Here is a 22,015-nt window from a genome sequence, read left to right as displayed (position 1 = left end):
AGAGATGTTAATGTAAAAAATTATTCTGCTAATAGAATGGGGATTGTTGCGCTATTGTCATTTTGATTGTAGTTGGATAGTAGCCACTTAGCTCCATAAACATCTTTATACTTTATTTTATAGAGAATTTGTTTTTGGTTTAGAGCCTTCCTGACAATTCCAATATTTTCTGAAGCGTTAATCTCTAAAAGATTGATTTGGTCATTTGCTGGTAAAACAAATCCTTTTATTAGGGTGCTTTGGGTATAAGGTATGGTATCAAGACCTTTTGTATTTTTAAATATATGTTGAAACAAATCCTTTGTATTATTGAATTTATGGGTTGAGTCCAACAAGATCTCTACATCATCAATAAATGCAGGACCAACACCTTTATTTCCGATAACAAACTTAAATGAATTGTTATAGTTACTCACCCATTGGTTTAAATGTGGTAAAACTGAAGCACTTTGTTGAGTTTGAATGAGCTTATTTTCTTCTCTAGCTAGGTAAGATTGATAAATTAGTGCTGTCAATGAAATAACACTGATAAATAATGCTGAAGTGCTCATTATCTTATCAGTTGTCCAGTTGATCTTTCTTCTTGGTTTATCTAAACTTTCATCTATTTCTTCTGACATTTTTGGTTTGTTTTAAGTAAAGTTAATAAAATGTTAGAATATAAAAGTGCTGTATTGTTGACAGGTTAAAAAGCCTTATTTTTATGCTGCAATGAAAGAAAAGTTAAAAAAGTCTGGTTTTATCTTTAAAACCTACGAAGCTCCAAATCAATCTCCATTTGAAAAATTGTTCGAGATTTTTAAGGAATTGATTACCTATACTTCAGGAGATTTTGATGAAGCTATTGATTGGTTACGCCAACTCGATAAAGAGTACGAGCTTACCACACCAGAGTATACCATAGACGATTTTATAGAAGACCTTAAAAACAAAGGTTATGTAAGAGAAGAACTCGACCCCAATGGTGAAGGAGAAGGTGATGGCGATGGTAAAGGCAGATTAACTATAACTACTAAGACAGAACGTGCTATACGTCAACAAGCTCTAGATCATATCTTCGGAAAAATAAAACGAAGTGGCTCAGGAAATCATAAAAGTAAAGGGATAGGTATTGGCGATGAGCACACAGGTGACTTTAGAGCTTATCAATTTGGTGATGCTTTAGACAAAGTATCGATGACCGAAAGTTTACGTAATGCGCAAATTAATCATGGAATCGGTAATTTCAATCTTACCGAGGACGATTTGGTGGTAGAAGAGACCCTTCACAAAAGCCAGATGAGTACGGTATTAATGATAGATATAAGCCATAGTATGATCTTGTATGGCGAAGATCGTATTACTCCAGCTAAAAAAGTAGCCATGGCGTTATCAGAATTAATCACTACACGCTACCCAAAAGATACCTTAGAAATATTAGTCTTTGGAAACGATGCCTGGCCCATTAAAATTAAGGATTTACCTTATCTAAAGGTTGGGCCTTATCATACCAATACGGTTGCAGGATTGCAATTAGCAATGGACATGCTACGTAGAAAGCGTAACACCAATAAGCAGATTTTTATGATTACCGATGGTAAACCAAGTTGCTTGCGTATGCCAGACGGTCAGTATTATAAAAACAGCAATGGTTTAGATCCATATATTACCAATAAATGCTATGCTATGGCACAACAAGCAAGGCGATTGCACATTCCTATAACCACGTTTATGATCGCTGAAGATCCGTATTTAATGCGATTTATTAGAGAATTTACACAAGCCAATAGAGGGAAAGCATTTTATACAGGTTTAAAAGGTTTAGGCGAAATGATATTTGAAGATTACGAAAACAACCGAAAAAAAAGAATTAAAGGATAAATAAAAGCTGTTAGCTTTTAGGCGTTAGCACTTAGCTCGTGAAGAGTATGCTAGCAGCTAAAGGCTAAGAGCCAAAAGCTGGAAAATGAAAGACATAAAAACACTAGGAGAATTAAAAAAAGCAGGTTACCAGTCAAAATCTATTAAAGATGAATTAAGAGATAATTTGATTGAGAATATTAAAAACAAAGTCACCACTTTTGAAGGTATTCATGGTTATGAAAATACAGTGATACCTGAATTGGAACGTGCTATTTTATCACGTCATAATATCAATCTTTTGGGATTGAGAGGTCAAGCCAAAACACGTTTAGCACGCATGATGGTTAATCTTCTGGATGAGTATATCCCAATTGTGGAAGGTTCAGAAATCAATGATGATCCTTTGCAACCTATTTCAAGATTTGCTAAAGAATTAATTGCTGAAAAAGGTGACGGTACACCAATCACATGGTTACATAGAGACGAACGTTTTGCTGAAAAGCTCGCCACACCAGATGTGACTGTGGCCGATATTATCGGAGATGTAGATCCTATAAAAGCGGCGAATCTAAAATTGAGTTATGCGGATGATCGTGTGATTCACTACGGAATGATTCCACGAGCAAACCGCTGTATTTTCGTAATTAATGAGTTACCAGATTTGCAGGCTCGGATTCAAGTAGCCTTGTTCAATATTTTACAGGAAGGCGATATTCAAATTAGAGGCTTTAAATTACGATTGCCATTAGATATGCAATTTGTTTTTACTGCAAATCCTGAAGATTATACCAATAGAGGTAGCATTGTAACACCGTTAAAAGATAGAATTGGGTCGCAGATTCTTACCCATTATCCAGATTCTGTTGATACTGCGAGAACGATTACCTCGCAGGAAGCTAAATTAGATGAACGTCAATCGGAATCTGTTTATGTACCAGATTTAGCAAAAGATTTACTTGAGCAAATTAGCTTTGAGGCACGAGAAAGTGAATATGTAGATGTGAAAAGTGGTGTAAGCGCTCGTATGAGTATTACAGCGTTTGAAAACCTACTAAGTACAGCCGAGCGACGCGCTTTGTTAGCTGGTGATGATAATACAACGGTAAGACTATCTGATTTTATTGGTGTGATTCCATCAATTACTGGTAAGGTAGAATTGGTTTATGAAGGGGAGCAAGAGGGCGCTGATTTTGTGGCTAACACACTTATTGATGAAGCAATAAAAACTTTATTTCCTAAGTATTTTCCTAAAATTGAAAAGTTAGAAAAGCAAGGGGAAGAAACACCTTATGATGATCTCATTTCCTGGTTCTTTAATGGAGATGGATTTGAGCTTTTAGATAATTTTGATGATGCTGCATATAAAGCAAAGTTAGATGAAGTAAAACCATTAGATGCCATACTGGCAGATTATCAACCAGATATCGATAGACGCGATGTTTATTTTGAAAAAGAGTTTATACTTTGGGGCTTGGTACAGTTCAAAAAACTCAGTAAATATCGTTATTCCGAAGGCCTACAAATAAAAGACCCTTACGGTAGTTATATCAGCGGATTGTAATAAAAAGGGAAGCTTATTTGCTTCCCTTTTTATTATTTTAATTCTCCTGTCCAAGGTGCTGTTAAACTTCTGTTTGGACAATAGGATATACCATATAACTTTCCATTTAACATATAGCCAGAGTGATAGTAATCGTTACTGCGATCTGATGTTGTGAATGAGAAGTAGGTGCTCTCCCAATTGGTGTTTATTAAGCCGTCTTTAATTGGACTTCCGTAAAATGTACCTTCAATAGTTTTACCTTCAACCTTTGAAATGACTAAGATTTGAAAATATTCTGGGCTAGATGGAGTAGGTCTCAGGTCAATTTTCCAATTTCCTATTAAATTATTTTGTTTTTGGTTTTTATCAAAAACCCACCAAACTGCACCATTTGATGGGTTAAAGCTTAATTTTAACGTGCCTATTTTTGATTTGATCACATATTTACCTTTAATACGAATATAATTATGTTCCTCATTCAAATATGCGCGATATTTGTCGTCTTCATAAATAAAGGTTATACCATTACTGAGTTTAAATTCTAAATTCTTTTTGCCTTTTCTTTCCTTAGAATCACTAACGGTATAATCAGCTGTGACACCATTACTTTCAATGGAGTGACTTTTATTTTCTGCTTCCGAATAACTAGACGTTAGTAGTTTTTCGACTTTCCCTTCAGACAACTTAAATACATCTGCATCGTCTTTCCAATCGGGATATACGTAAAGTGTATAATTACCGTCAATTTCCATTAAGCCAGGATCATCACTGTTTTTAAAAACGATGTAGCCTTCTTTGGTCTTTAATTCAAATTTAGTACCTGGTGGATACATCTTATAGTCATTGGCTTTATTGCTTTTGGTTATTTTTAAAAATGTTCGCTGTGAATAACTTATTAAAGCCGTATTCAAAAACACTGCTAGTATTATTAATTGTTGAGTTTTCATAGTTTCTAGTTTTTTAGTTTATTCGGTCTTTTTCCTCTTCGATACTTGTATCTCGTTGTTGTGCCTTTTTAATCTCATCGCGACCAAAGTTGTAGATAAGGTTAAATCGTATTTGTCTGCTATCATTACCTCCGTTGCCATCGATAAATAAATCTCCAAAACGTGTAGTCCCTTGCCACGGTGAGGTAAAAAGAATATCGTTAAACCCAAGTCTAGCTGTGAGTTTATCGTCTAAGAATTTCTTTTGAAAGGCTAAATTCAACGACCCTAAGCTACGTGTTTGATAGGTACCTCCCCAAACTGAAGGAGAACTGTACCAGCCTGAAACTTCAAAAGTGATAGCCTTTGGAAGCTTAAAGGTATTTTGCGCATAAAAGCTTAAGGTATTTTGTTTGGTGGATACAAAATCTGGGTTGGTGGCCTCGTAGATGCTTCTATAAGCATTTAGGCTTGCATAGATTCTCCACCAGTCATTGATTTTTGTAGGATAAGATATCCCTAGGTTTATGATTTTTTGATTTGCTACATTACGTTGAATAATAAAGTTTTGCTCATCACCAACTGCTTCGGTGACCTGCGCAAAAAAGTCAGAAATAAAACTATAACTCAGAGAGGTCGTTAATCTGTAATTATAAGTGTGCGATAGCTTTACATTATCTGTATACTGTGGTTGTAAAAACGGATTACCTTGTCTAAAGGATAATTCATCTATACGATACTGAAATGGATTTAAACTCTGATAATTTGGTCGTTGTATGCGCTTACTGTATATCAGTGCCAAACTGTTTTTTTGATTCACCTGATAGGTAATTCCACCACTAGGAAACCAGTTGGTGTAGTTACGCTTTACTCTATCATCTTGGTCGCCTAATAAGCTCGTTAATATTCCATCAGACACCGTATTTTCTATACGTAGGCCAAATTGCAAATTGAACTTGTCAATTTTTCGACTGAAATTAAAATAAGCAGCACTAATCTGTTCATCATAACTAAAGTCGTTAGATTGTGATTCGTCCAAATCATTATTACCATTGGTTCTATCAAAAGCATCAAAAGAATTATCAGTTTTAACTTTTGAATATTTTACACCTAGACTTAGTTTACCTTTTAGAAAGTTTTGTTCGTAATCGATTTGACCTGAAATAATTGAGATATCAATTGGTGTATCAAAAAAGACAATGTTTTCACTTAATACTTGGGTCTCATCTCCATTAAAGTAACGGTTAGGCTGAAGGTTTTCGCGCTCACTATCGTATTTACCATAGTCTAAATCTATGTTTAAAGAATGGCCTAAAGTATCTTTAAATCTATAATTAATATTGCTAAAGAAGTTCGTCGTTCTGTTTTCAGAATCACTTCCTGCAACTAGGACTTCTGTAGGGCTGTTATCACCACTTGGTGTTATTGGAGTTCTGGAATCACTTTCGGAATTTGAATTATTAAAGTTACCATTTACAATAATGCCAAAGGTCGATTTTTTATTAGCATAATAATCGAATCCTAATCGGATATTGTTTCTATTAGCATCATAAACACTGGTTGTACGTGCATTAAAATTATTGCCGTTTTGTGTTCTGTTGAGGTTAATGAATCCTGTACTTTTTCCGAAGAAATTGCTATAAGTTCCGTATAAACTTGTTTTTTTATTTCTGTTGTTAATGGATACAGAATTACTCGTTCTCGCAAAATCACCAATGGTTAAGGAAGAGGCTACAGTTCCATTGGTACCTAATGACTTATCTCTTTTTAGTTTAATGTTAATAATCCCAGCATTACCCTCAGCATCAAAGCGAGACGAGGGTTGAGTTATAATTTCAATTGCTTCAATATCTGCCGCTTGTAGGGTTTTAAGAAAGTTAACCAAATCTGCTCCACGCAGTACAGAAGGTCTATCGTCTATATAAAAAAGCACACCAGCTTTGCCTTCAACAATAATGCTATCAGAATTATCGATAATGATTCCTGGTGCTTTTCTGAGTAGTTCAAAACCAGAATCACCAATGGCATTTACTGTATTAGCCACATTAAAAACGGTTTTGTCTGCTCTTACTTCTATCATTGGTTTCTCCGCAACGACAGTGACTTCGTCTAGTTCGGCCAAATCTTCTTGCATTATAATGGTGTTGAAGTTTTTATTGGAGTTGTTTAGAACAAAAGGTTCAGACTTATAGTCCTTTAAGCCTAAACTCGTAATTAGAATAATATAAGTACCGTTTTCAATGGATTTAAAATTGAAGTTTCCAGTGTCATTAGAAAGTTCTCCTTTAATAAAGCTATTGGTTTCAGCATCTAATAATGATATAATAGCCGAGGGAACAGGCTGTTGATTTTTTGTGATTACTTTACCTGAGATGATATTTTGCGCTTGTAAAAAGTTAAAACTTGATAAGGCAATATATATTAGAATTGATTTCATATCTGTTTATTTTTAATTTCTGATACAAATCTGAGAAACATTATGCGGTTACACACTTCAGAACCGTTGAGTTGGTATATAGGCTGATGAATCGCCATTCCCATTCGTCTGTATATAGGTCCACTCGTCTGTTTTGATTTACATTGACGCCAACTATGTCTTATATTTATATTTTAAATGCTAGTATAATGAAACGCAGTACAAGAAATAGTCTTTTAATAACTATAGGCTTCTATTTATTCTTTTCGATTTTATATCGTATTGTACTATGGTATAATGGAGGTGGATTTGAAAATGAAGGATTTTGGGGATGGGCCAATCTTAGAGAATATTGGTACATGTCTGGGATGTCCTACTTATTTTATTTACTAGCGTCTGGCGTTATATGGGTTTTAGGTGTTTACCTTTTACGAGGCCAAAAAACACGACATCAGATTATAGCTGTTGCCATTTTAATTCCGATTGTTACGTATATCGTTCGCGAAATACGATATGCACTTTTAGATGTTTTAGAAATAGGCCGACTAAGAGGTACTGGTGCCATTTGGGACTGGTACATTCCGTTACTTTTCTTGCTCATCTTTTTTGGATGTTTTTTTGCCTACCGTTATTTTATGGAAAACCAACGAAAACTAAAGGTAGAAGGAGAACTTAAAAACGCAGCACTCAAAAGTGAGCTGTCTGCATTAAAAGCACAATTAAATCCACATTTTTTATATAATATTTTCAATACCATAAGTGCGTCCGTACCAGCAGAGAACGAAAAGACGCGAAGTATGATCGCAGAACTATCAGATTTATTTAGGTATCAGTTAAAAGCTTCAAAAGTTGAAAAAGTGCCATTAGGTGAAGAGCTAGAATTCGTCAATAAATATCTCGACTTAGAAAAAGAACGATTTCAAGATAGGTTAGAGGTAGAAATTAATGTCGATGATAAATTAAAGGAAGAAATGGTACCGCCAATGTTATTGCAGCCCTTAGTAGAAAACTCTATAAAACACGGATTATCGTCCTTAATTGAAGGAGGGAAAATTTCCATCAGAATTTTTAAAAAAGAAGATAAATTGCATTTTGAAATTAGTGATACTGGAGTAGGTATAGAAGATAAGACTTCAGTTTTTGAAAAAGGTATAGGTCTTACCAACACTAAACTTCGACTCGAAAAAATGTACCAGAGTACACTGTTGTTAACAGACAATGAGCCTCAAGGTCTTAAAATAAACTTTGCCATATGAAGAAGGTTATTCTGGTAGATGATGAAGCAGCAGGTCGTAAACTTATAAAGGAATATTTAGAGGATTACCCTGAATTTGTCATTTTGGGTGAAGCCAATAATGGCGTAGATGCGGTAAAAATGATTAACGAATTTAAACCCGATTTGGTGTTTTTAGATATACAGATGCCAGGCATGACAGGGTTTGATGTCTTAACACATCTTAAAGAACTACCGCAAATTGTTTTTTCTACTGCTTATGACCAATATGCCCTAAAAGCTTTTGAAGTCCATGCGGTTGATTATTTATTGAAGCCTTATACTAAAGAACGTTTTAAGGTTGCAGTAAATAGGTTAAAAGAAAACTCCAAAGAAAATAAAGCACGACCACTAGCCGAGAGTCTCCTAATGGATACACCACAATCACCAGAACGTATTTTGGTACAAACACAGAATAAATTAGTAACGATTGCACTTGAAAATGTTATAAGAATTGAAGCTTATGGTGATTATTCAAAATTGGTAACGGAGCAACAAACCTTTGTTAGTAATTACGGTATTTCTACATTAGAAGAAAAGTTGAATTCCGCCGTATTTATCAGAGTACATCGCTCATCAATTATTAACCTAAATGCTGTAAAAGAATTACATAAATATTCTAAGAGTTATGATATTACTATGAAAAATGGTGATGTGGTAAGAGTGAGCAGAGGTTATATGGATAATATTAAGAAGTTGATGTTTTAGTTACCAGCTATCTCTACTTTTAATATTTAATTCGCAGAGTTTTATAATTTCTGCGATTCTTTTTTGTCGTGTAGCCTCCCGTTTTGCACTATGTAGCCAAGATAAATAACTTTTTCTATAGCCTTTTGCGAAGTTTTGGTAATTTTCAAAAGCTTTTGGGTTTTTGTCAAAAGCATCTTGTAATTCCTTTGGAATGATACCATTTTCAACATCATCCATCTCAGTCCATTTGCCAGATGTTTTAGCGTGTTCAATAACTTTGTAGCCTGGTTCTTGGATTAAGTTGTCTTTCTCAAGTTCTGCAACATATTTTTTATTGAGGGCACTCCAAGTACTTTTTGGATTGCGAGGGCAGAAGTATTGCTTACGCTTTCCTCCACCAAGACTTTTTACTGTGGAATCTATCCAACCAAAACACAATGCCACTTTAACAGCTTCTTCCCAGCGCATGGTTGGGATACCGGTATCTAGTTTATAGAAGATGAGATACACTGCGTCGTGTTTGTCGTGGTTATGAAGAAGCCAATCGTACCAGTCTGTGTCACGTTCAAAATAGAGTTCTGGGAATTCCAATGTATTTAGATTCGTTTAGAATAAATATAATAGTCTCTATCAACTTTAAAGTCTTCACCTTTAATAGCTTTGGTTTTCCATTCCGAGCTTGGGAAAATCCATTCTGTTTTACCACCAACTTCAACTTCTATTGGCATATCAAAATCCTCAACAATATTCACGTAACGAAATTTCAGTTCACCATTTTCAATTTTATACTCTAAAGTTGGGATGCGAACGTCTCGCAGATACTGGTTGAAAAAGGCTGATAAATCTTTATTGGTCTTCTCGCTGATATAATCTTCAATTTGTTTTGTAGTCACAGTTTGGTGGTAAAAATCTTTATTCAAGCCTCGAAGAATGTCTCTCCATAAATCGTCATCTTCAATCAATTGTCTTAAGGTGTGCAACATATTGGCACCTTTGTAATACATGTCGCTAGAGCCTTCTTTATTTACATTATAGTAACCAATCAGTGGTCTATCATTCTGAATATTGGCCCGTGTACCAATGACATAATCCGCAGACGCTTCTTTACCGTAATAGTAATCTAAAAACAGATTTTCTGAGTAAGCTGTAAATCCTTCGTGAATCCACATGTCTGCAACATCCTTATTCGTAATGTTATTAGCAAACCACTCGTGGCCACCTTCGTGAATGATTATAAAATCGAACTTTAAGCCCCAACCTGTACTTGATAAATCACTACCTAAATATCCTTTTCTATATTTATTGCCGTAAGTGACTGAGCTTTGGTGCTCCATACCCAAATATGGTACTTCAACCAATTTAAAGCTATCCTCGTAAAATGGATATGGTCCAAACCAATGTTCAAAAGCTTCCATCATTTTTGGTGCGTCCTTAAAGTGTTCTTTGGCTTTTTCAAGATTATAGGATAGTACCCAATAATCCATGTCTAATTCCCCTTTTTCACCTTCATAAGTTTCTGAGAAGTTGACATAATCGCCGATATTGATATTAACTCCATAATTGTTGATTGGGTTAGACACAAACCAATGCGATTTTACTTTGTCTCCTAAATCTTCGAGTTTGCGTAAGCGACCATTGGAAACATTAGTCAACCCTTTTGGAATGGTTACACTGATAAGCATACTATCCACTTCATCATACATATGATCTTTATTTGGCCACCACACACTTGCACCAAGCCCTTGATTTGATGTGGCAATAAAATGTTTCCCGTTTTTGTCTTTTTTCCATGAAAACCCTCCATCCCATGGGGCACGTTTTGCTTCTCTTGGATATCCTTTATAATGTACTTCTATGGTATTTTCGTCACCACTATTTTGATTTTTTTCAAGTTGAACGAAATGTGCATTTCCATCATGTTTTACTTCGAGTTCCTTTCCATCTTGAAGTACTTTCAGCATTTGCATTGGTTCTTGGAGATCAATTTGCATTAGCTGATGAGGTTTCAACACTTTATATTGAATGGTGTTTTTGCCTGAAATGAATTTCTGATCGGGTTTAACTTCAACATCTAAGTGGTAATAGGTTAAATCCCACCATTCGCGCTCTGAAGTGATGCTTCCTCTAAGTGTATCTTGTCTTGTAAACTCTGTTTTATCTTGAAGTAACTGTGCTTCTGAGCATGAGAAGCATGTTATAAAACATAGTAATACAATATATTTAAGCGACATGGTTTTATTTGGGTATTTCACTATTAGTTAATTTTTTGTTTTAAATATTTAAAGAACATTGCACTTGCCATGATTAAAGTAGTGCCGAGATAAAGGGAACCAAAAATCAAGAGATTATTAAAATTTTGGGTGGCTTCACTAAATTCAGATAATTCTGAAATCAAAGCAAGTACCATAAATAAGGTAAGCAATATAACTATAGTAGAAATCACCAAACCTAATGTGGATTTTTTACCTACAACTTGAAAAGTAAGTAAAGCTAATAACCCAATAGCAAATGGATTGAAGAGGTTAGAGGTCAGTGTCCAATAATAAAGTACCGAAGCCATTAAAAAGAATTCGGGAATCAATGATTTTAAATGAGCTCTACCTATCATACTTTATCTAATAATCTTATTTGGAAATACCACCACACTTTCATGTCCATCTTTACCAACGGCTGCGACACCAAACAAGAAATTATCAATAACTATGCCCTCTAAAGTAAATTCCGTGACATCACCAACGTATCGACTATGGTCCCAAGTCGGAGAGGTAGTATCTCTCCAATAGATTTTGTAGCCAGTTGCACCATCAACTTTGTTCCATTTTAATTTTGCTGAAGGCTCTACGATACCTCCAATACCAACTTCACTTGGAGCAGGTGGAGCAGAGGCGAGGCTTGCCATAGTGATGGCATTGACCGCAGTTAATTTTTTACAATATGGAAAGTTAACATGCTCAAATGTGTCTCCGTAATCTATTCCGTTTTCGGTTCTAATATCTTGATGTTGTTGTGTATAATTTTCATGAGCTTCCATAATTCTGATGCCTGCAAATCCAGCATCATTAAATGGTCTGTGGTGTCCACCGCGACCAAAACGATCCAATCTGTAAATCATCATTGGGTTCATCTCTGGCATATAAGTTTCAGTGGTTTTGTGCACGTAACGAGCTAGTTGTCGTGAGGTTCCATCGACCTCACCACCATAAAAGCGTCGTCCTCGTGCTTGTCTTGCAAGTCTTTCAGGATCGGTTTCTGCGGTGGTTATTGGCTCTGAAAAAATTCTAAAAGCTCTGTTGTCAATGACTCCATCAACTCCTTCGATGTTTCCAATCATATCATTATTTAAAACACCAATAATATCCCAGTTGTTTTCTTGTGCATATCTTGCCATGCCTTGTCCACCAAATAAACCTTGTTCTTCACCAGAGAGACCTAGGTAAACGATACTGCTTTCAAATTTATATTTTGATAATACTCTAGCTGCTTCAATGGCACCTGCCATACCTGTAGCATTATCGTTGGCACCTGGTGAATCTGACGTGAAATCTGTTGGATCTGATACTCTCGAATCTATGTCACCACTCATAATAATGTAACGGTTTGGGTATTTTGTACCACGTTGAATGGCTACCACATTAACGACCATAACGTCTTTAACAATCCGTTGATTGGTGCCTTTCGCAACCAAATCTTTCTGAAAGAACACTTCTAGGCAATCGTTACAATCTTTAGAAATATTATCAAATTGTGATTTTATCCACCGACGAGCCGCACCAATACCTCTTGTATCTGAAAGTGTATCGCTGAGCGTGTGTCTAGTACCGAAATCCGCCAAGGTTTTTACATCGTTGCGTAACCGTTCTTCTGAAACGGCTTCAATGATATCGTAGATTTTTGGATCCGTTTGAGCAATCAGTAGAATAGAAAATGTTAAGAATATTATAGTAATTAAATTTTTCATTTGATTTTTTTGAGAATTAATTTATACTAAGTTTTATTGAACAAAGGTAACTTTAGAAATTAAACCATCATTAACTTCGTAGATAGCGATGGCGTAAAATGTTTGACCATTAATTATAACTTTTTCCTTATCTATGACTTTATTGCCAAGGACTATTCTGTTAACAATTTCAGCATTTAGATCTGGTGTTTGTTGAAAAAATAATCCATATTCTGTTTTTAGAGCCGATAGACCTTCTAAAGTAACTGTTCCTGGTAGTTTGTACAGTTTTATATCCTCAGTATAAGTTTCAACAAAGCCTTTGATGTTTCTTTCATTGTATTTTTCCAATTGTTTATTCACAATAATTTCTGGGTTTGAGGATGTGTTTTTATTCCGAATGAAGGTCATGGATTTTATTTTTTCTCTTTCAACTTCATAAATTGTAGCTTGTCTAATCGTCATATTATTAATGGTCACTAATTCCTCATCAATAACAATATTGTCTAAAACCATGCGATTTAGGACTTTTACATGTGCCTTCGCATAATTATTAAAGAAGTTCTTATAGTTTTCTTCAAGTGTATTTATGCCAGCATACATTGGCTCGTTTGGAAATTGATTCACCTCGACGTTATAAGCAAAGGCATCAACAAATTCATCCAAATTCTTATTATTAAAGGGCTCTATATGTTTTTGTACAATGTCTTCAGCTTTTACCTCTGTAATTATTGTGTCTGTGTTTGGGTTTTCAGTATTTGTATTTTCAGGCAAGTGAGTTCCAGAATTATCATTAATGGTATCTGTTTCGGCTGCAATTAAAAGCTTTGTTGCTTCGTTATTAACTACTAAACGTGAAATATTTGTAATTCCATAAGAAGACAAGTCAGCGACTTTTTTCCAATTATTGTCTTGTTTTAGTGTTAATTTATATAGTATTCCTTCCTTTCCTGTAATTATAGTTTTGTTATCTAACCAACAAATATCTTCTACACCCTCAATCGTATAAGCGATGAGTCTTGTTCTACCTGTTTGAGGATTTAGAGATCTTATCTGCCATTGTTTATCATTTTCCTTGTAAATAAAACTTACTAAATTAGAGTTGGGTATTTTATGAAATGAGCGTCCAACATTGGTAGCATATCTTTCACTTTTACCATTGGTTATATCAGTTACATATAGGTTGAGTTTTTCATCTTCAATTACAGCAGAAACAATAGTATTCTCATTATACCAAGTATAATATGCAACTACTAGATCTTCTATAAGTTCAGTAGATTCACCATTACCTAAATTATAAGAATACAAACGTTGTTTTCCGTCTGTATCTAATCTTACTGCAGAAACAGCGTTTTTATTTGGAATTTTTATTGGCGTATATTCCCCACCTTCAGTGGAGTTAATGAAAATTTTTGCTTTATAGTTAATTTGGTATTGTGCAATATCGGTTTGTCCATTTCTGGTTGAGGCATATAATATTTTTTCATCATCGATAAACGATGGTTGATTATCATAACCTTTGTTGTTCGAAATATTTTTACCGTTTTTAACTTCAATTTTTTCACCATTGTTCTCAAGATCAAAGTAAAAAATTTCTGTTTCAGATTGTGAATGAACAATAGTAAAAAGCGAGATGCACAGGGTTAAAAATAAATATTTCATCAGATAGCAAGATTGATTGTTTAAATATAGTAATTATCTGAGTTAAAAAAACGAGGATAGGTTTAATTACTACAACAAAATTTATCATAATAATTTTAATGTTATATAGCTAAATATGCTATAAACACGCAGTCAGGCTATTATTACGCTTCATCGATAAAAATTACATAGCTATGGGTTTTAACGATTTATCGTACTTTTTACAGAAGCAATGTTGATACACAAAGAATATTCAGTTTGTTTGTATAGATGAATTGTAAAAACCTACTTATGAAAACTTCTACGCTTAAAATAGTATTTAGACTAGTACTAGTTTCTATTATTTTTATTGGAGAGTCATTTGCGAAAGATAGAGCTACATATGATAGTTCTTACTCAGCAAGTGAAAAGTCTTCATACTTTAATTCTCCTGACGACAATAGACGTAAGATTCGATTAGGTTTTACAGCACCAAGCACTATGCACAGACAGTTGCTTTTAACAGAGGATGAAAATGCTACTTCTGGTATAGATTGGGGATATGATGGTGAGTATTATGAAACAGGATATGATGACATGTATTGGTTAATTGAAGGTGAGTTATTTACCATTCAAGGTACAAATGTTGTAGATGAAACATCAAATTTTCCTCTAGGATTTCACACCAATGATGACGGTATGAATAGTATTGGTATTGATGCGCTAGAAAATATTTCTGGAGATTTCAACCTATATATATTTGATAAAGAGCTTGAAGTTTACCATAACTTAAGAGATAGTGATTATGAGTTTTATGCAGATGCAGGTGAATACTTTGATCGCTTTGAATTGGTTTTTAGAGTCCCTGTAGAATTTTCTCCTGATTTTCCTAAAGATGAGAGTGAAATAACTGATTTTAATATTTATTACAACAGTGCCTCAAACATTTTAACACTCAATAGTCCTTCTAATACCATATTAAAGGAATTGTTTATCTATAGTATTTCAGGCCAATTAATTTATAGCCAATCATTAGATGAAACCACATCTAAACAAGAAATTCGTTTTATTAATCAACCCGCTAAAGGCACTTATATTGTCTTAATTGAAACAGATCATGGTACTGTTTCTGAAAAGACCATACTATATTAAGCTAGTAGTTTTTAAAATAAATAAAAAAAAGCCAATTCAATTGAATTGGCTTTTTCATTTCTAACTTAAACTTAATTTAAAAGCAGTACTTATTTTCTGCTTTTACTCTTTCAGCAATCTCGTTTCTCAAGTCAACGATATCCGGATAATTTTGATATTTTGTATAACGCTTTAAGCCCATAAGCATCATACGTTGCTCATCGCCTTCAGCGAAAGAAATAATACTTTCTTTACCTTTATCTTCAACGGTATTTACAGCGTTATATAAATACAGTTTAGACATTGCAATTTGAACAGATTGCGCATCCTCACCATAGCGCTTTGCGTTCTTCTCAGTTCTTAAAATAGCAGACTCTGCCATATAGATTTCAATTAATATATCTGCAGCAGCAATCAATAATTGTTGATGTTTTTCCATCTCAGGGCCAAATTTCTGTACAGCAGCACCAGCTACCATTAAGAATACCTTTTTAAGTTTTGCTACCATTTCCTTTTCTTCAGAAAACAATTCTGAATAATCTGGTGTATCAAACGAAGGAATACCCATTAATTCTTCTTGAACAGCTTGTGCAGGACCTAAAAGATCTACATGCCCTTTCATAGCTTTCTTCACCAACATACCAACAGACAACATTCTGTTAATTTCGTTAGTTCCTTCATAGATACGAGCAATACGAGCATCTCTCCAAGCCGCTTCCATTGGTGTTTCTTCAGAGAATCCCATACCACCAAAGATTTGAATACCTTCGTCTGCACAATTTTGTACATCCTCCGAAACAGCAACCTTTAATATTGAGCACTCAATAGCATATTCCTCAACACCTTTAAGTTCTGCTTCTTGATGCGAGTTACCTGCAGCTTCTCTAATAGCTATACGATCTTCGATGTTCTTTGCAGCTCTATATGTTGCAGATTCACCAGCATAAGCATCAGCAGCCATTTTGGCTAGTTTCATTTTTATAGCACCAAAGTCAGCGATAGGAGTTTTAAATTGTTTACGTTCATTAGCATAGTTAACAGCAGTAGTAAGTATTCTTCGTTGAGAATCTAAACAAGCTGCAGCTAATTTTATACGACCAACGTTTAAGGCATTCATTGCAATCTTAAAGCCTTCGCCACGACCTGCTAACATATTTTCAACTGGCACAACTGTGTCATTAAAGAATACTTGGCGCGTAGAACTCGCTCTAATACCTAATTTATGTTCCTCTTCTCCTAAAACAATACCATTCGGATTCTCTGGGTCGTACTCAACTATGAATCCAGTAATGTTTTTATCATCTTCAATACGCGCAAAAACGATCATCAAACTACAGAAACCTGCGTTTGAAATCCACATTTTTTGCCCATTGATTTTATAAGCTTTTCCGTCCTCTGTTAGCTCTGCTGTAGTTTTACCTGAGTTAGCGTCGGAACCTGCACCTGGCTCAGTTAAGCAATACGCACCAAACCACTCACCAGTTGCAAGTTTTGGAACATATTTTTGCTTTTGCTCTTCTGTACCATAAAGTGTAATTGGCATAGTACCAATTCCAGTATGAGCGCCAAAGGCCGTACTGAAAGAACCTGTACCTGATGAAATATAATCACATGTTAAACATGTAGAAACAAATCCCATTCCTAAACCTCCATAGGCTTCAGGAACTGCAACACCCAAAAATCCTAATTCACCGGCTTTACGCATCACTTCTTCAGTAAGCGCATAATCTTTAGCTTCAAATCTGTCTTTATGTGCAATAATTTCACGGTCATTAAATTCCATAACCGCTTCTTTCATCATTTTTTGCTCCTCAGAAAAATCTTCAGGAGTAAAAACGTCTTCACATTTTGTTTCTTTAACTAAGAATTGACCTCCACGAAGGATATCTTTTTCAATTGCTTCCATTTTATAAGTATTGTATTAAGTTCTTTTAATTTAAAAATTCAAATATCCCACAAGCACCTTGACCGGTACCAACACACATGGTTACTGCACCATATTTTCCTTTCATGTCGTGCTTTCGCATTTCATCAAATAGTTGAACCGATAGTTTTGCTCCGGTACATCCTAGTGGATGACCTAAAGCGATAGCACCTCCGTTAACATTGATGATGTCTGGATTTAAATCTAATTCTCTGATTACAGCTAGAGATTGTGATGCAAATGCCTCATTTAATTCAATCAGTTCTAAGTCCTCTTGTTTTAGGCCTGCTAATTTCAATGCCTTTGGAATGGCCTTTACTGGACCGATACCCATTATTCTAGGTTCAACACCAGCCGCAGCATAATTTACAAGTCGTGCTATGGGTTCAATACCCAATTCTTTTACCATATCCTCACTCATCACCATAACAAAAGCTGCACCATCACTCATTTGAGAAGAGTTTCCTGCTGTAACGCTACCACCTTGGGCAAATACAGCTCTTAATTTTGCTAAAGCTTCTTTATTTGTTCCTTTTCGTGGTCCTTCGTCTTTTGTTACAGTATAAGATCTTGTTGCCTTTTTTCCATTGTCATCAATATATGTTTCGTCAACAGTGATTGGTACAATTTGATCTTGAAAACGATCTTCCGCCTGTGCTTTTAAAGCTTTCATATGTGAATTGTACGCAAACTCATCTTGGTCTTCACGAGAGACATTGAATTGCTTAGCAACCGCTTCAGCCGTGTTTCCCATTCCCCAATAATATTCCTCATGTCCAGCTTTTACAGTATCATAGTTCAATTCTGGTTTAAAACCTGTCATTGGTACGGAACTCATACTTTCTGAACCACCTGCAATGATACAATCTGCCATTCCGGCTTGAATTTTTGCTGTGGCAATTCCAATCGTTTCAATTCCAGAGGAACAAAAACGATTAACCGTTACACCAGGTACGTCAACACTGTTCAACCCTATTAAGGAGATAAAACGTCCCATGTTTAATCCTTGAGAACCTTCTGGCATTGCATTACCAACAATAACATCGTCAATTCTTGAGACATCAAGATTTGGTAATTCTTTCATCATATGCTGAATGGTTTCAGCTCCAAGTTCGTCAGCTCTTTTAAATCGGAATACACCTTTTGGTGCCTTACCAACTGCAGTTCTGTATGCTTTTACTATATATGCTTGTTTCATAAATCAGCCCCTTCTAACTTCCCCAGAGGGGAAGAAATCTTTACGGGTATTTTTTATTTGTTATTCATAATGTTTTAGCCTGTTGTTTCTCCTTACCTTTGGGAAGGCTGGGATGGGCTTTTTTTAGTTTCTTAACGGTTTTCCTGTTTTTAACATGTGTTGGATTCTTTCTAAAGTTTTGCGTTCTGTACACAATGATAAAAATGCTTCACGCTCTAAATCCAATAAGTACTGTTCAGTGACTTCTGTTGGCTCGGATAAATCTCCACCAGCCATCACATATGCCAATTTATTGGCGATTTTTTGGTCGTGCTCGCTTATGTAATTACTATCTTCCATAGAATCTGTACCTACTAAGAACATACCTAAAGCTTGTTTACCCAATACTTTAATGTCTTTACGTTTTACAGGTTGCGTATAGCCTAAATCCGCTAAAAATTTAGCTTGTTGTTTTGCTACTGCAATTTGTCTGTCTTTATTTACAACAACAATATCTTTTCCTTTTTGAAGGATACCTAAATCGAATGCTTCGTAAGCTGAAGTCGCTACTTTTGCCATTCCGATAGTTAAGAAATATTCTTGAAGCACATTAAGTTCTACATCACCTTTTCTAAAGGTGTCTTGAGCTCTTAAAGCCATTTCTTTAGAACCTCCACCACCAGGAATAACACCAACTCCAAACTCTACAAGTCCGATGTAAGTTTCTGCTGCTGCAACTACTTTATCTGCATGCATAGACAATTCACATCCACCACCAAGTGCCATACCATGTGGTGCGGCTACCGTTGGAATTGCAGAGTAACGCATACGCATCATGGTATCCTGAAAATATTTGATAGCCATGTTTAGCTCGTCATATTCTTGCTCGGCAGCCATCATAAAAATCATACCTATGTTGGCTCCAACAGAGAAATTTGCTGCTTGGTTACCAACAACTAATCCTGCAAAATCTTTTTCGGCTATGTCGATAGCTTTGTTTAATCCAGCAAGCACGTCTCCACCAATGGTGTTCATTTTAGATTGAAATTCTACATTAAGAATACCATCTCCTAAATCTTCAATTACAACGCCAGAGTTTTTAAAGACTTCATTAGACTTTCTGATATTATCTAGGATGATAAAACTATCTTGACCTGGAATTTTTTGCTGTGTTTTTGAAGGAATGTCATATGCATAAGTCGCACCATCCTTTACGGTATAGAAAGACTTGCTGCCAGATTCCAACATTTCGTTGACCCAAGCGTTAGGTTCTAAACCTTTGGCTTTCATCATTTCAATTCCTTTTTCAACACCAATAGCATCCCAAATTTGAAAAGGACCATGTTCCCATCCAAATCCAGCTTTCATGGCGTCATCTATTTTGTATAAATCATCAGTGATTTCTGGTATTCTATTAGATACATAAGCAAATAGGGCCGCGAAACTCTTTCTATAGAATTCACCAGCTTTATCTTTTCCTTTTACCAAAACCTCAAAACGATCAACAACCTTATCAATAGTTTTGGTCAATTCTAAAGTTGCAAATTTTGCGCGTTGCTTTTCTCTATACTCTAAGGTGTTAAGGTCTAAGGCTTTAATTTCCTTTCCTTCTTTTTTGTAGAATCCTTGTCCGGTTTTACTTCCTAACCATTTATTTTCTACCATGGTATTGATGAAATCGGGAAGTACGAATAATTGGTTACGTTCATCATCAGGACAGTTTTCTTTAATACCATTTGCCACATGAACCAAAGTGTCCAATCCAACAACATCAACCGTTCTGAAGGTTGCTGATTTTGGTCGACCTATAACTGGACCAGTTAGTTTATCAACTTCTTCAACAGTTAAGTCCATATCTTTTACGGTATGGAACAAACTCATTATGCTGAATATTCCGATTCGGTTACCGATAAAAGCAGGAGTATCTTTAGCAACTACAGAGGTTTTTCCAAGGAATTTCTCACCATATTCATTTAAGAAATCTAAAACTTCTTGATCTGTTTTTGGTCCTGGAATAATCTCGAATAATTTTAAGTAACGCGCAGGATTAAAGAAGTGTGTTCCACAGAAATGCTTCTGAAAATCTTCGCTACGACCTTCACTCATAAACTTAATAGGAATACCAGATGTGTTAGATGTAATTAACGTCCCTGGTGTTCTATGCTTTTCTAGTTTTTCAAAAACCTGTTGTTTAATGTCTAATCGTTCAACAACGACTTCCATAATCCAATCAACATCAGCAACTTTAGCGATATCGTCTTCAAGATTACCTGTTGTAATTCTATTTTTGAAAGACGGATGATAGAGCGGAGCAGGCTTAGATTTAATGGAAGCGTTAAGTGCATCGTTTACTAAACGATTTCTTACTGCTTTGTCTTCTAAGGTTAAACCTTTTGCTTTCTCCTTTTCATTTAGTTCTCTCGGAACAATGTCCAATAAAAGTACATCAACACCAATATTGGCAAAGTGGCAAGCAATACCGCTTCCCATAATACCTGAACCAATAATAGCTATTTTATTTATTCTTCGTTTACTCATCTTATTTTATACTGTGTTCGTTTTGGTTGTAAATTTGTTTATTTGAAATCATGTTGTTGATGATTTCCGCTACCTTATAAAAACCTATCAGTTCATCTTCAGTGACATTTGCTCTAATAGTTTCATTAAAAGTCAACACCTTCTCTCTAGAATAAGCCCTTTTTTCCCTTCCGAATTCGGTTAAATGGATTAAAACCCCACGGCCATCTTCTGGATTTGGTTTTCTAATGATTAGACCTTTTTCCTCCATCATTTTTAATGTGCGAGATAAGCTAGTGGCTTCCATACCCATTTTAGGACCAAGAGATGTTGAAGGTGTACCATTTTCTGGGTCTATACTCAATAAAGCAAACCCGGTAGCCATTGTAGAGCCGAATTTTGCAGCTTCCTCGTTGTACATTTTGTTAACTGCTAACCATGTGGTTCTCAGTATGTAATCGATGGTTTTGTCTTTCATATAATTTTAATGAATTCCAAAGATAACAAAAAATACTATGCGTGCATAATAAATTTATTTAAAATTGTTCTATAAAAAAAGCGTTTCGGTGAGAAACGCTTAAAATTTATTGGGTAAGGTGTATGGGCCTTAATTCACTTTTCCGTTTACTAGACCTATCACAGCACCCACAATTGCAGCCATAACGATTGATATGGCTATATCTGTAGCAAATGTTTGAAAGTCTGCACTCGTATCCATTGCCATATTAAAGAAGTTGGCTATTAGTCCCATAAAGAGGCCTATTATGGCACCTACTTTTGCACCAGTAGCGAGCGTAGTAATTTGTGCCCACTTATTATAAATATAAGACATAAAGAAACTAAAAGAGAAGCACCCTAGCGTTATGTACAATAAAGCATTAGAGCCTTCCTCTGGTTGTGGAAAAATGTCGGCGAATATAATGCCATAGAATAGCCAGCCTAATAGCCAATCTACAACACCACCTACCAGTCCTGCAATTACAAAAGTTTTTGTTTTCATAATATTATATAATTTAGTT

18 protein-coding genes are annotated in these 22,015 nt (G+C 35.2%); 5 read left to right on the top strand and 13 right to left on the bottom strand.

Features of this window, described 5'->3' with window-relative positions; translation table 11 throughout:
* Positions 1–20: 20 nt before the first annotated feature.
* On the bottom strand, positions 21–620 hold the full coding sequence (locus ACQ65V_RS00155) for a hypothetical protein (RefSeq protein ID WP_273289326.1): 600 nt from the start codon (positions 618–620) through the stop codon (positions 21–23).
* A 91-nt stretch (positions 621–711) separates the two neighbouring features.
* Between ACQ65V_RS00155 and ACQ65V_RS00150 the strand changes: the two genes are divergently transcribed.
* On the top strand, positions 712–1,860 hold the full coding sequence (locus ACQ65V_RS00150) for a vWA domain-containing protein (RefSeq protein WP_430466417.1): 1,149 nt from the start codon (positions 712–714) through the stop codon (positions 1,858–1,860).
* Between the two features lie 85 nt (positions 1,861–1,945).
* On the top strand, positions 1,946–3,403 hold the full coding sequence (locus tag ACQ65V_RS00145; protein ID WP_430466416.1) for a magnesium chelatase: 1,458 nt from the start codon (positions 1,946–1,948) through the stop codon (positions 3,401–3,403).
* A 32-nt stretch (positions 3,404–3,435) separates the two neighbouring features.
* Here ACQ65V_RS00145 and ACQ65V_RS00140 read toward each other — a convergent pair whose 3' ends face one another.
* Both ACQ65V_RS00140 and ACQ65V_RS00135 read right to left on the bottom strand, forming a co-directional pair.
* Positions 3,436–4,332: a hypothetical protein gene (locus ACQ65V_RS00140; RefSeq protein ID WP_430466415.1), complete on the bottom strand. Its 897-nt coding sequence runs from the start codon at positions 4,330–4,332 to the stop codon at positions 3,436–3,438.
* A gap of 13 nt (positions 4,333–4,345) precedes the next feature.
* The gene (locus ACQ65V_RS00135) at positions 4,346–6,748 is read right to left on the bottom strand and encodes a TonB-dependent receptor domain-containing protein (RefSeq protein WP_430466414.1); all 2,403 of its coding nucleotides are present in this window, start codon (positions 6,746–6,748) and stop codon (positions 4,346–4,348) included.
* A gap of 188 nt (positions 6,749–6,936) precedes the next feature.
* Between ACQ65V_RS00135 and ACQ65V_RS00130 the strand changes: the two genes are divergently transcribed.
* On the top strand, positions 6,937–7,983 hold the full coding sequence (locus ACQ65V_RS00130) for a sensor histidine kinase (RefSeq protein ID WP_430466413.1): 1,047 nt from the start codon (positions 6,937–6,939) through the stop codon (positions 7,981–7,983).
* Complete coding sequence (locus tag ACQ65V_RS00125) at positions 7,980–8,708, top strand: LytR/AlgR family response regulator transcription factor (RefSeq protein ID WP_430466412.1); 729 nt, start codon at positions 7,980–7,982, stop codon at positions 8,706–8,708. Before ACQ65V_RS00130 ends, ACQ65V_RS00125 begins: the two co-directional genes overlap by 4 nt.
* On the opposite strand, the gene ACQ65V_RS00120 is transcribed toward ACQ65V_RS00125, so the two are convergent.
* Genes ACQ65V_RS00120 through ACQ65V_RS00100 form a run of 5 tightly spaced genes read right to left on the bottom strand, consistent with a single transcriptional unit; the run spans position 8,709 to position 14,289 of the window.
* Positions 8,709–9,281, bottom strand: a complete 573-nt coding sequence (locus tag ACQ65V_RS00120) for a YdeI/OmpD-associated family protein (RefSeq protein ID WP_430466411.1) — start codon at positions 9,279–9,281, stop codon at positions 8,709–8,711.
* 5 nt (positions 9,282–9,286) lie between these two features.
* Positions 9,287–10,921 (bottom strand): M1 family metallopeptidase, encoded by a 1,635-nt coding sequence (locus tag ACQ65V_RS00115; protein WP_430468599.1) that lies wholly within the window; start codon positions 10,919–10,921, stop codon positions 9,287–9,289.
* 23 nt (positions 10,922–10,944) lie between these two features.
* Positions 10,945–11,298: a hypothetical protein gene (locus ACQ65V_RS00110; protein WP_430466410.1), complete on the bottom strand. Its 354-nt coding sequence runs from the start codon at positions 11,296–11,298 to the stop codon at positions 10,945–10,947.
* Positions 11,299–11,301: 3 nt separating this feature from the next.
* Positions 11,302–12,648: a M28 family peptidase gene (locus ACQ65V_RS00105; protein ID WP_430466409.1), complete on the bottom strand. Its 1,347-nt coding sequence runs from the start codon at positions 12,646–12,648 to the stop codon at positions 11,302–11,304.
* Between the two features lie 33 nt (positions 12,649–12,681).
* Positions 12,682–14,289, bottom strand: a complete 1,608-nt coding sequence (locus ACQ65V_RS00100; RefSeq protein ID WP_430466408.1) for a nuclear transport factor 2 family protein — start codon at positions 14,287–14,289, stop codon at positions 12,682–12,684.
* A 270-nt stretch (positions 14,290–14,559) separates the two neighbouring features.
* Here ACQ65V_RS00100 and ACQ65V_RS00095 point away from each other — a divergent pair, with 270 nt between their 5' ends.
* The gene (locus tag ACQ65V_RS00095; RefSeq protein ID WP_430466407.1) at positions 14,560–15,399 is read left to right on the top strand and encodes a T9SS type A sorting domain-containing protein; all 840 of its coding nucleotides are present in this window, start codon (positions 14,560–14,562) and stop codon (positions 15,397–15,399) included.
* 76 nt (positions 15,400–15,475) lie between these two features.
* Here the strand turns inward: ACQ65V_RS00095 and ACQ65V_RS00090 are convergent, their stop codons facing one another.
* The 5 genes from ACQ65V_RS00090 to ACQ65V_RS00070 all read right to left on the bottom strand — a co-directional run bounded on the left by ACQ65V_RS00090 (position 15,476) and on the right by ACQ65V_RS00070 (position 21,996).
* The gene (locus tag ACQ65V_RS00090; RefSeq protein WP_430466406.1) at positions 15,476–17,284 is read right to left on the bottom strand and encodes an acyl-CoA dehydrogenase family protein; all 1,809 of its coding nucleotides are present in this window, start codon (positions 17,282–17,284) and stop codon (positions 15,476–15,478) included.
* A gap of 25 nt (positions 17,285–17,309) precedes the next feature.
* Positions 17,310–18,500: an acetyl-CoA C-acyltransferase gene (locus tag ACQ65V_RS00085; RefSeq protein ID WP_430466405.1), complete on the bottom strand. Its 1,191-nt coding sequence runs from the start codon at positions 18,498–18,500 to the stop codon at positions 17,310–17,312.
* Positions 18,501–18,623: 123 nt separating this feature from the next.
* Entirely contained in the window at positions 18,624–21,017 is a 2,394-nt protein-coding gene (locus tag ACQ65V_RS00080) for a 3-hydroxyacyl-CoA dehydrogenase/enoyl-CoA hydratase family protein (RefSeq protein WP_430466404.1), read from the bottom strand.
* A 1-nt stretch (position 21,018) separates the two neighbouring features.
* Entirely contained in the window at positions 21,019–21,474 is a 456-nt protein-coding gene (locus tag ACQ65V_RS00075) for a MarR family winged helix-turn-helix transcriptional regulator (protein WP_273289336.1), read from the bottom strand.
* A 129-nt stretch (positions 21,475–21,603) separates the two neighbouring features.
* Positions 21,604–21,996 carry a hypothetical protein gene (locus ACQ65V_RS00070; RefSeq protein WP_430466403.1) on the bottom strand — a complete coding sequence of 131 codons (393 nt, stop codon included), beginning with the start codon at positions 21,994–21,996 and terminating at the stop codon, positions 21,604–21,606.
* Positions 21,997–22,015 lie beyond the last annotated feature (19 nt).

Source organism: Winogradskyella ouciana, from assembly GCF_965284585.1.
Classification (GTDB): domain Bacteria; phylum Bacteroidota; class Bacteroidia; order Flavobacteriales; family Flavobacteriaceae; genus Winogradskyella; species Winogradskyella ouciana.
This window is presented reverse-complemented; position numbering and strand designations above follow the sequence as displayed.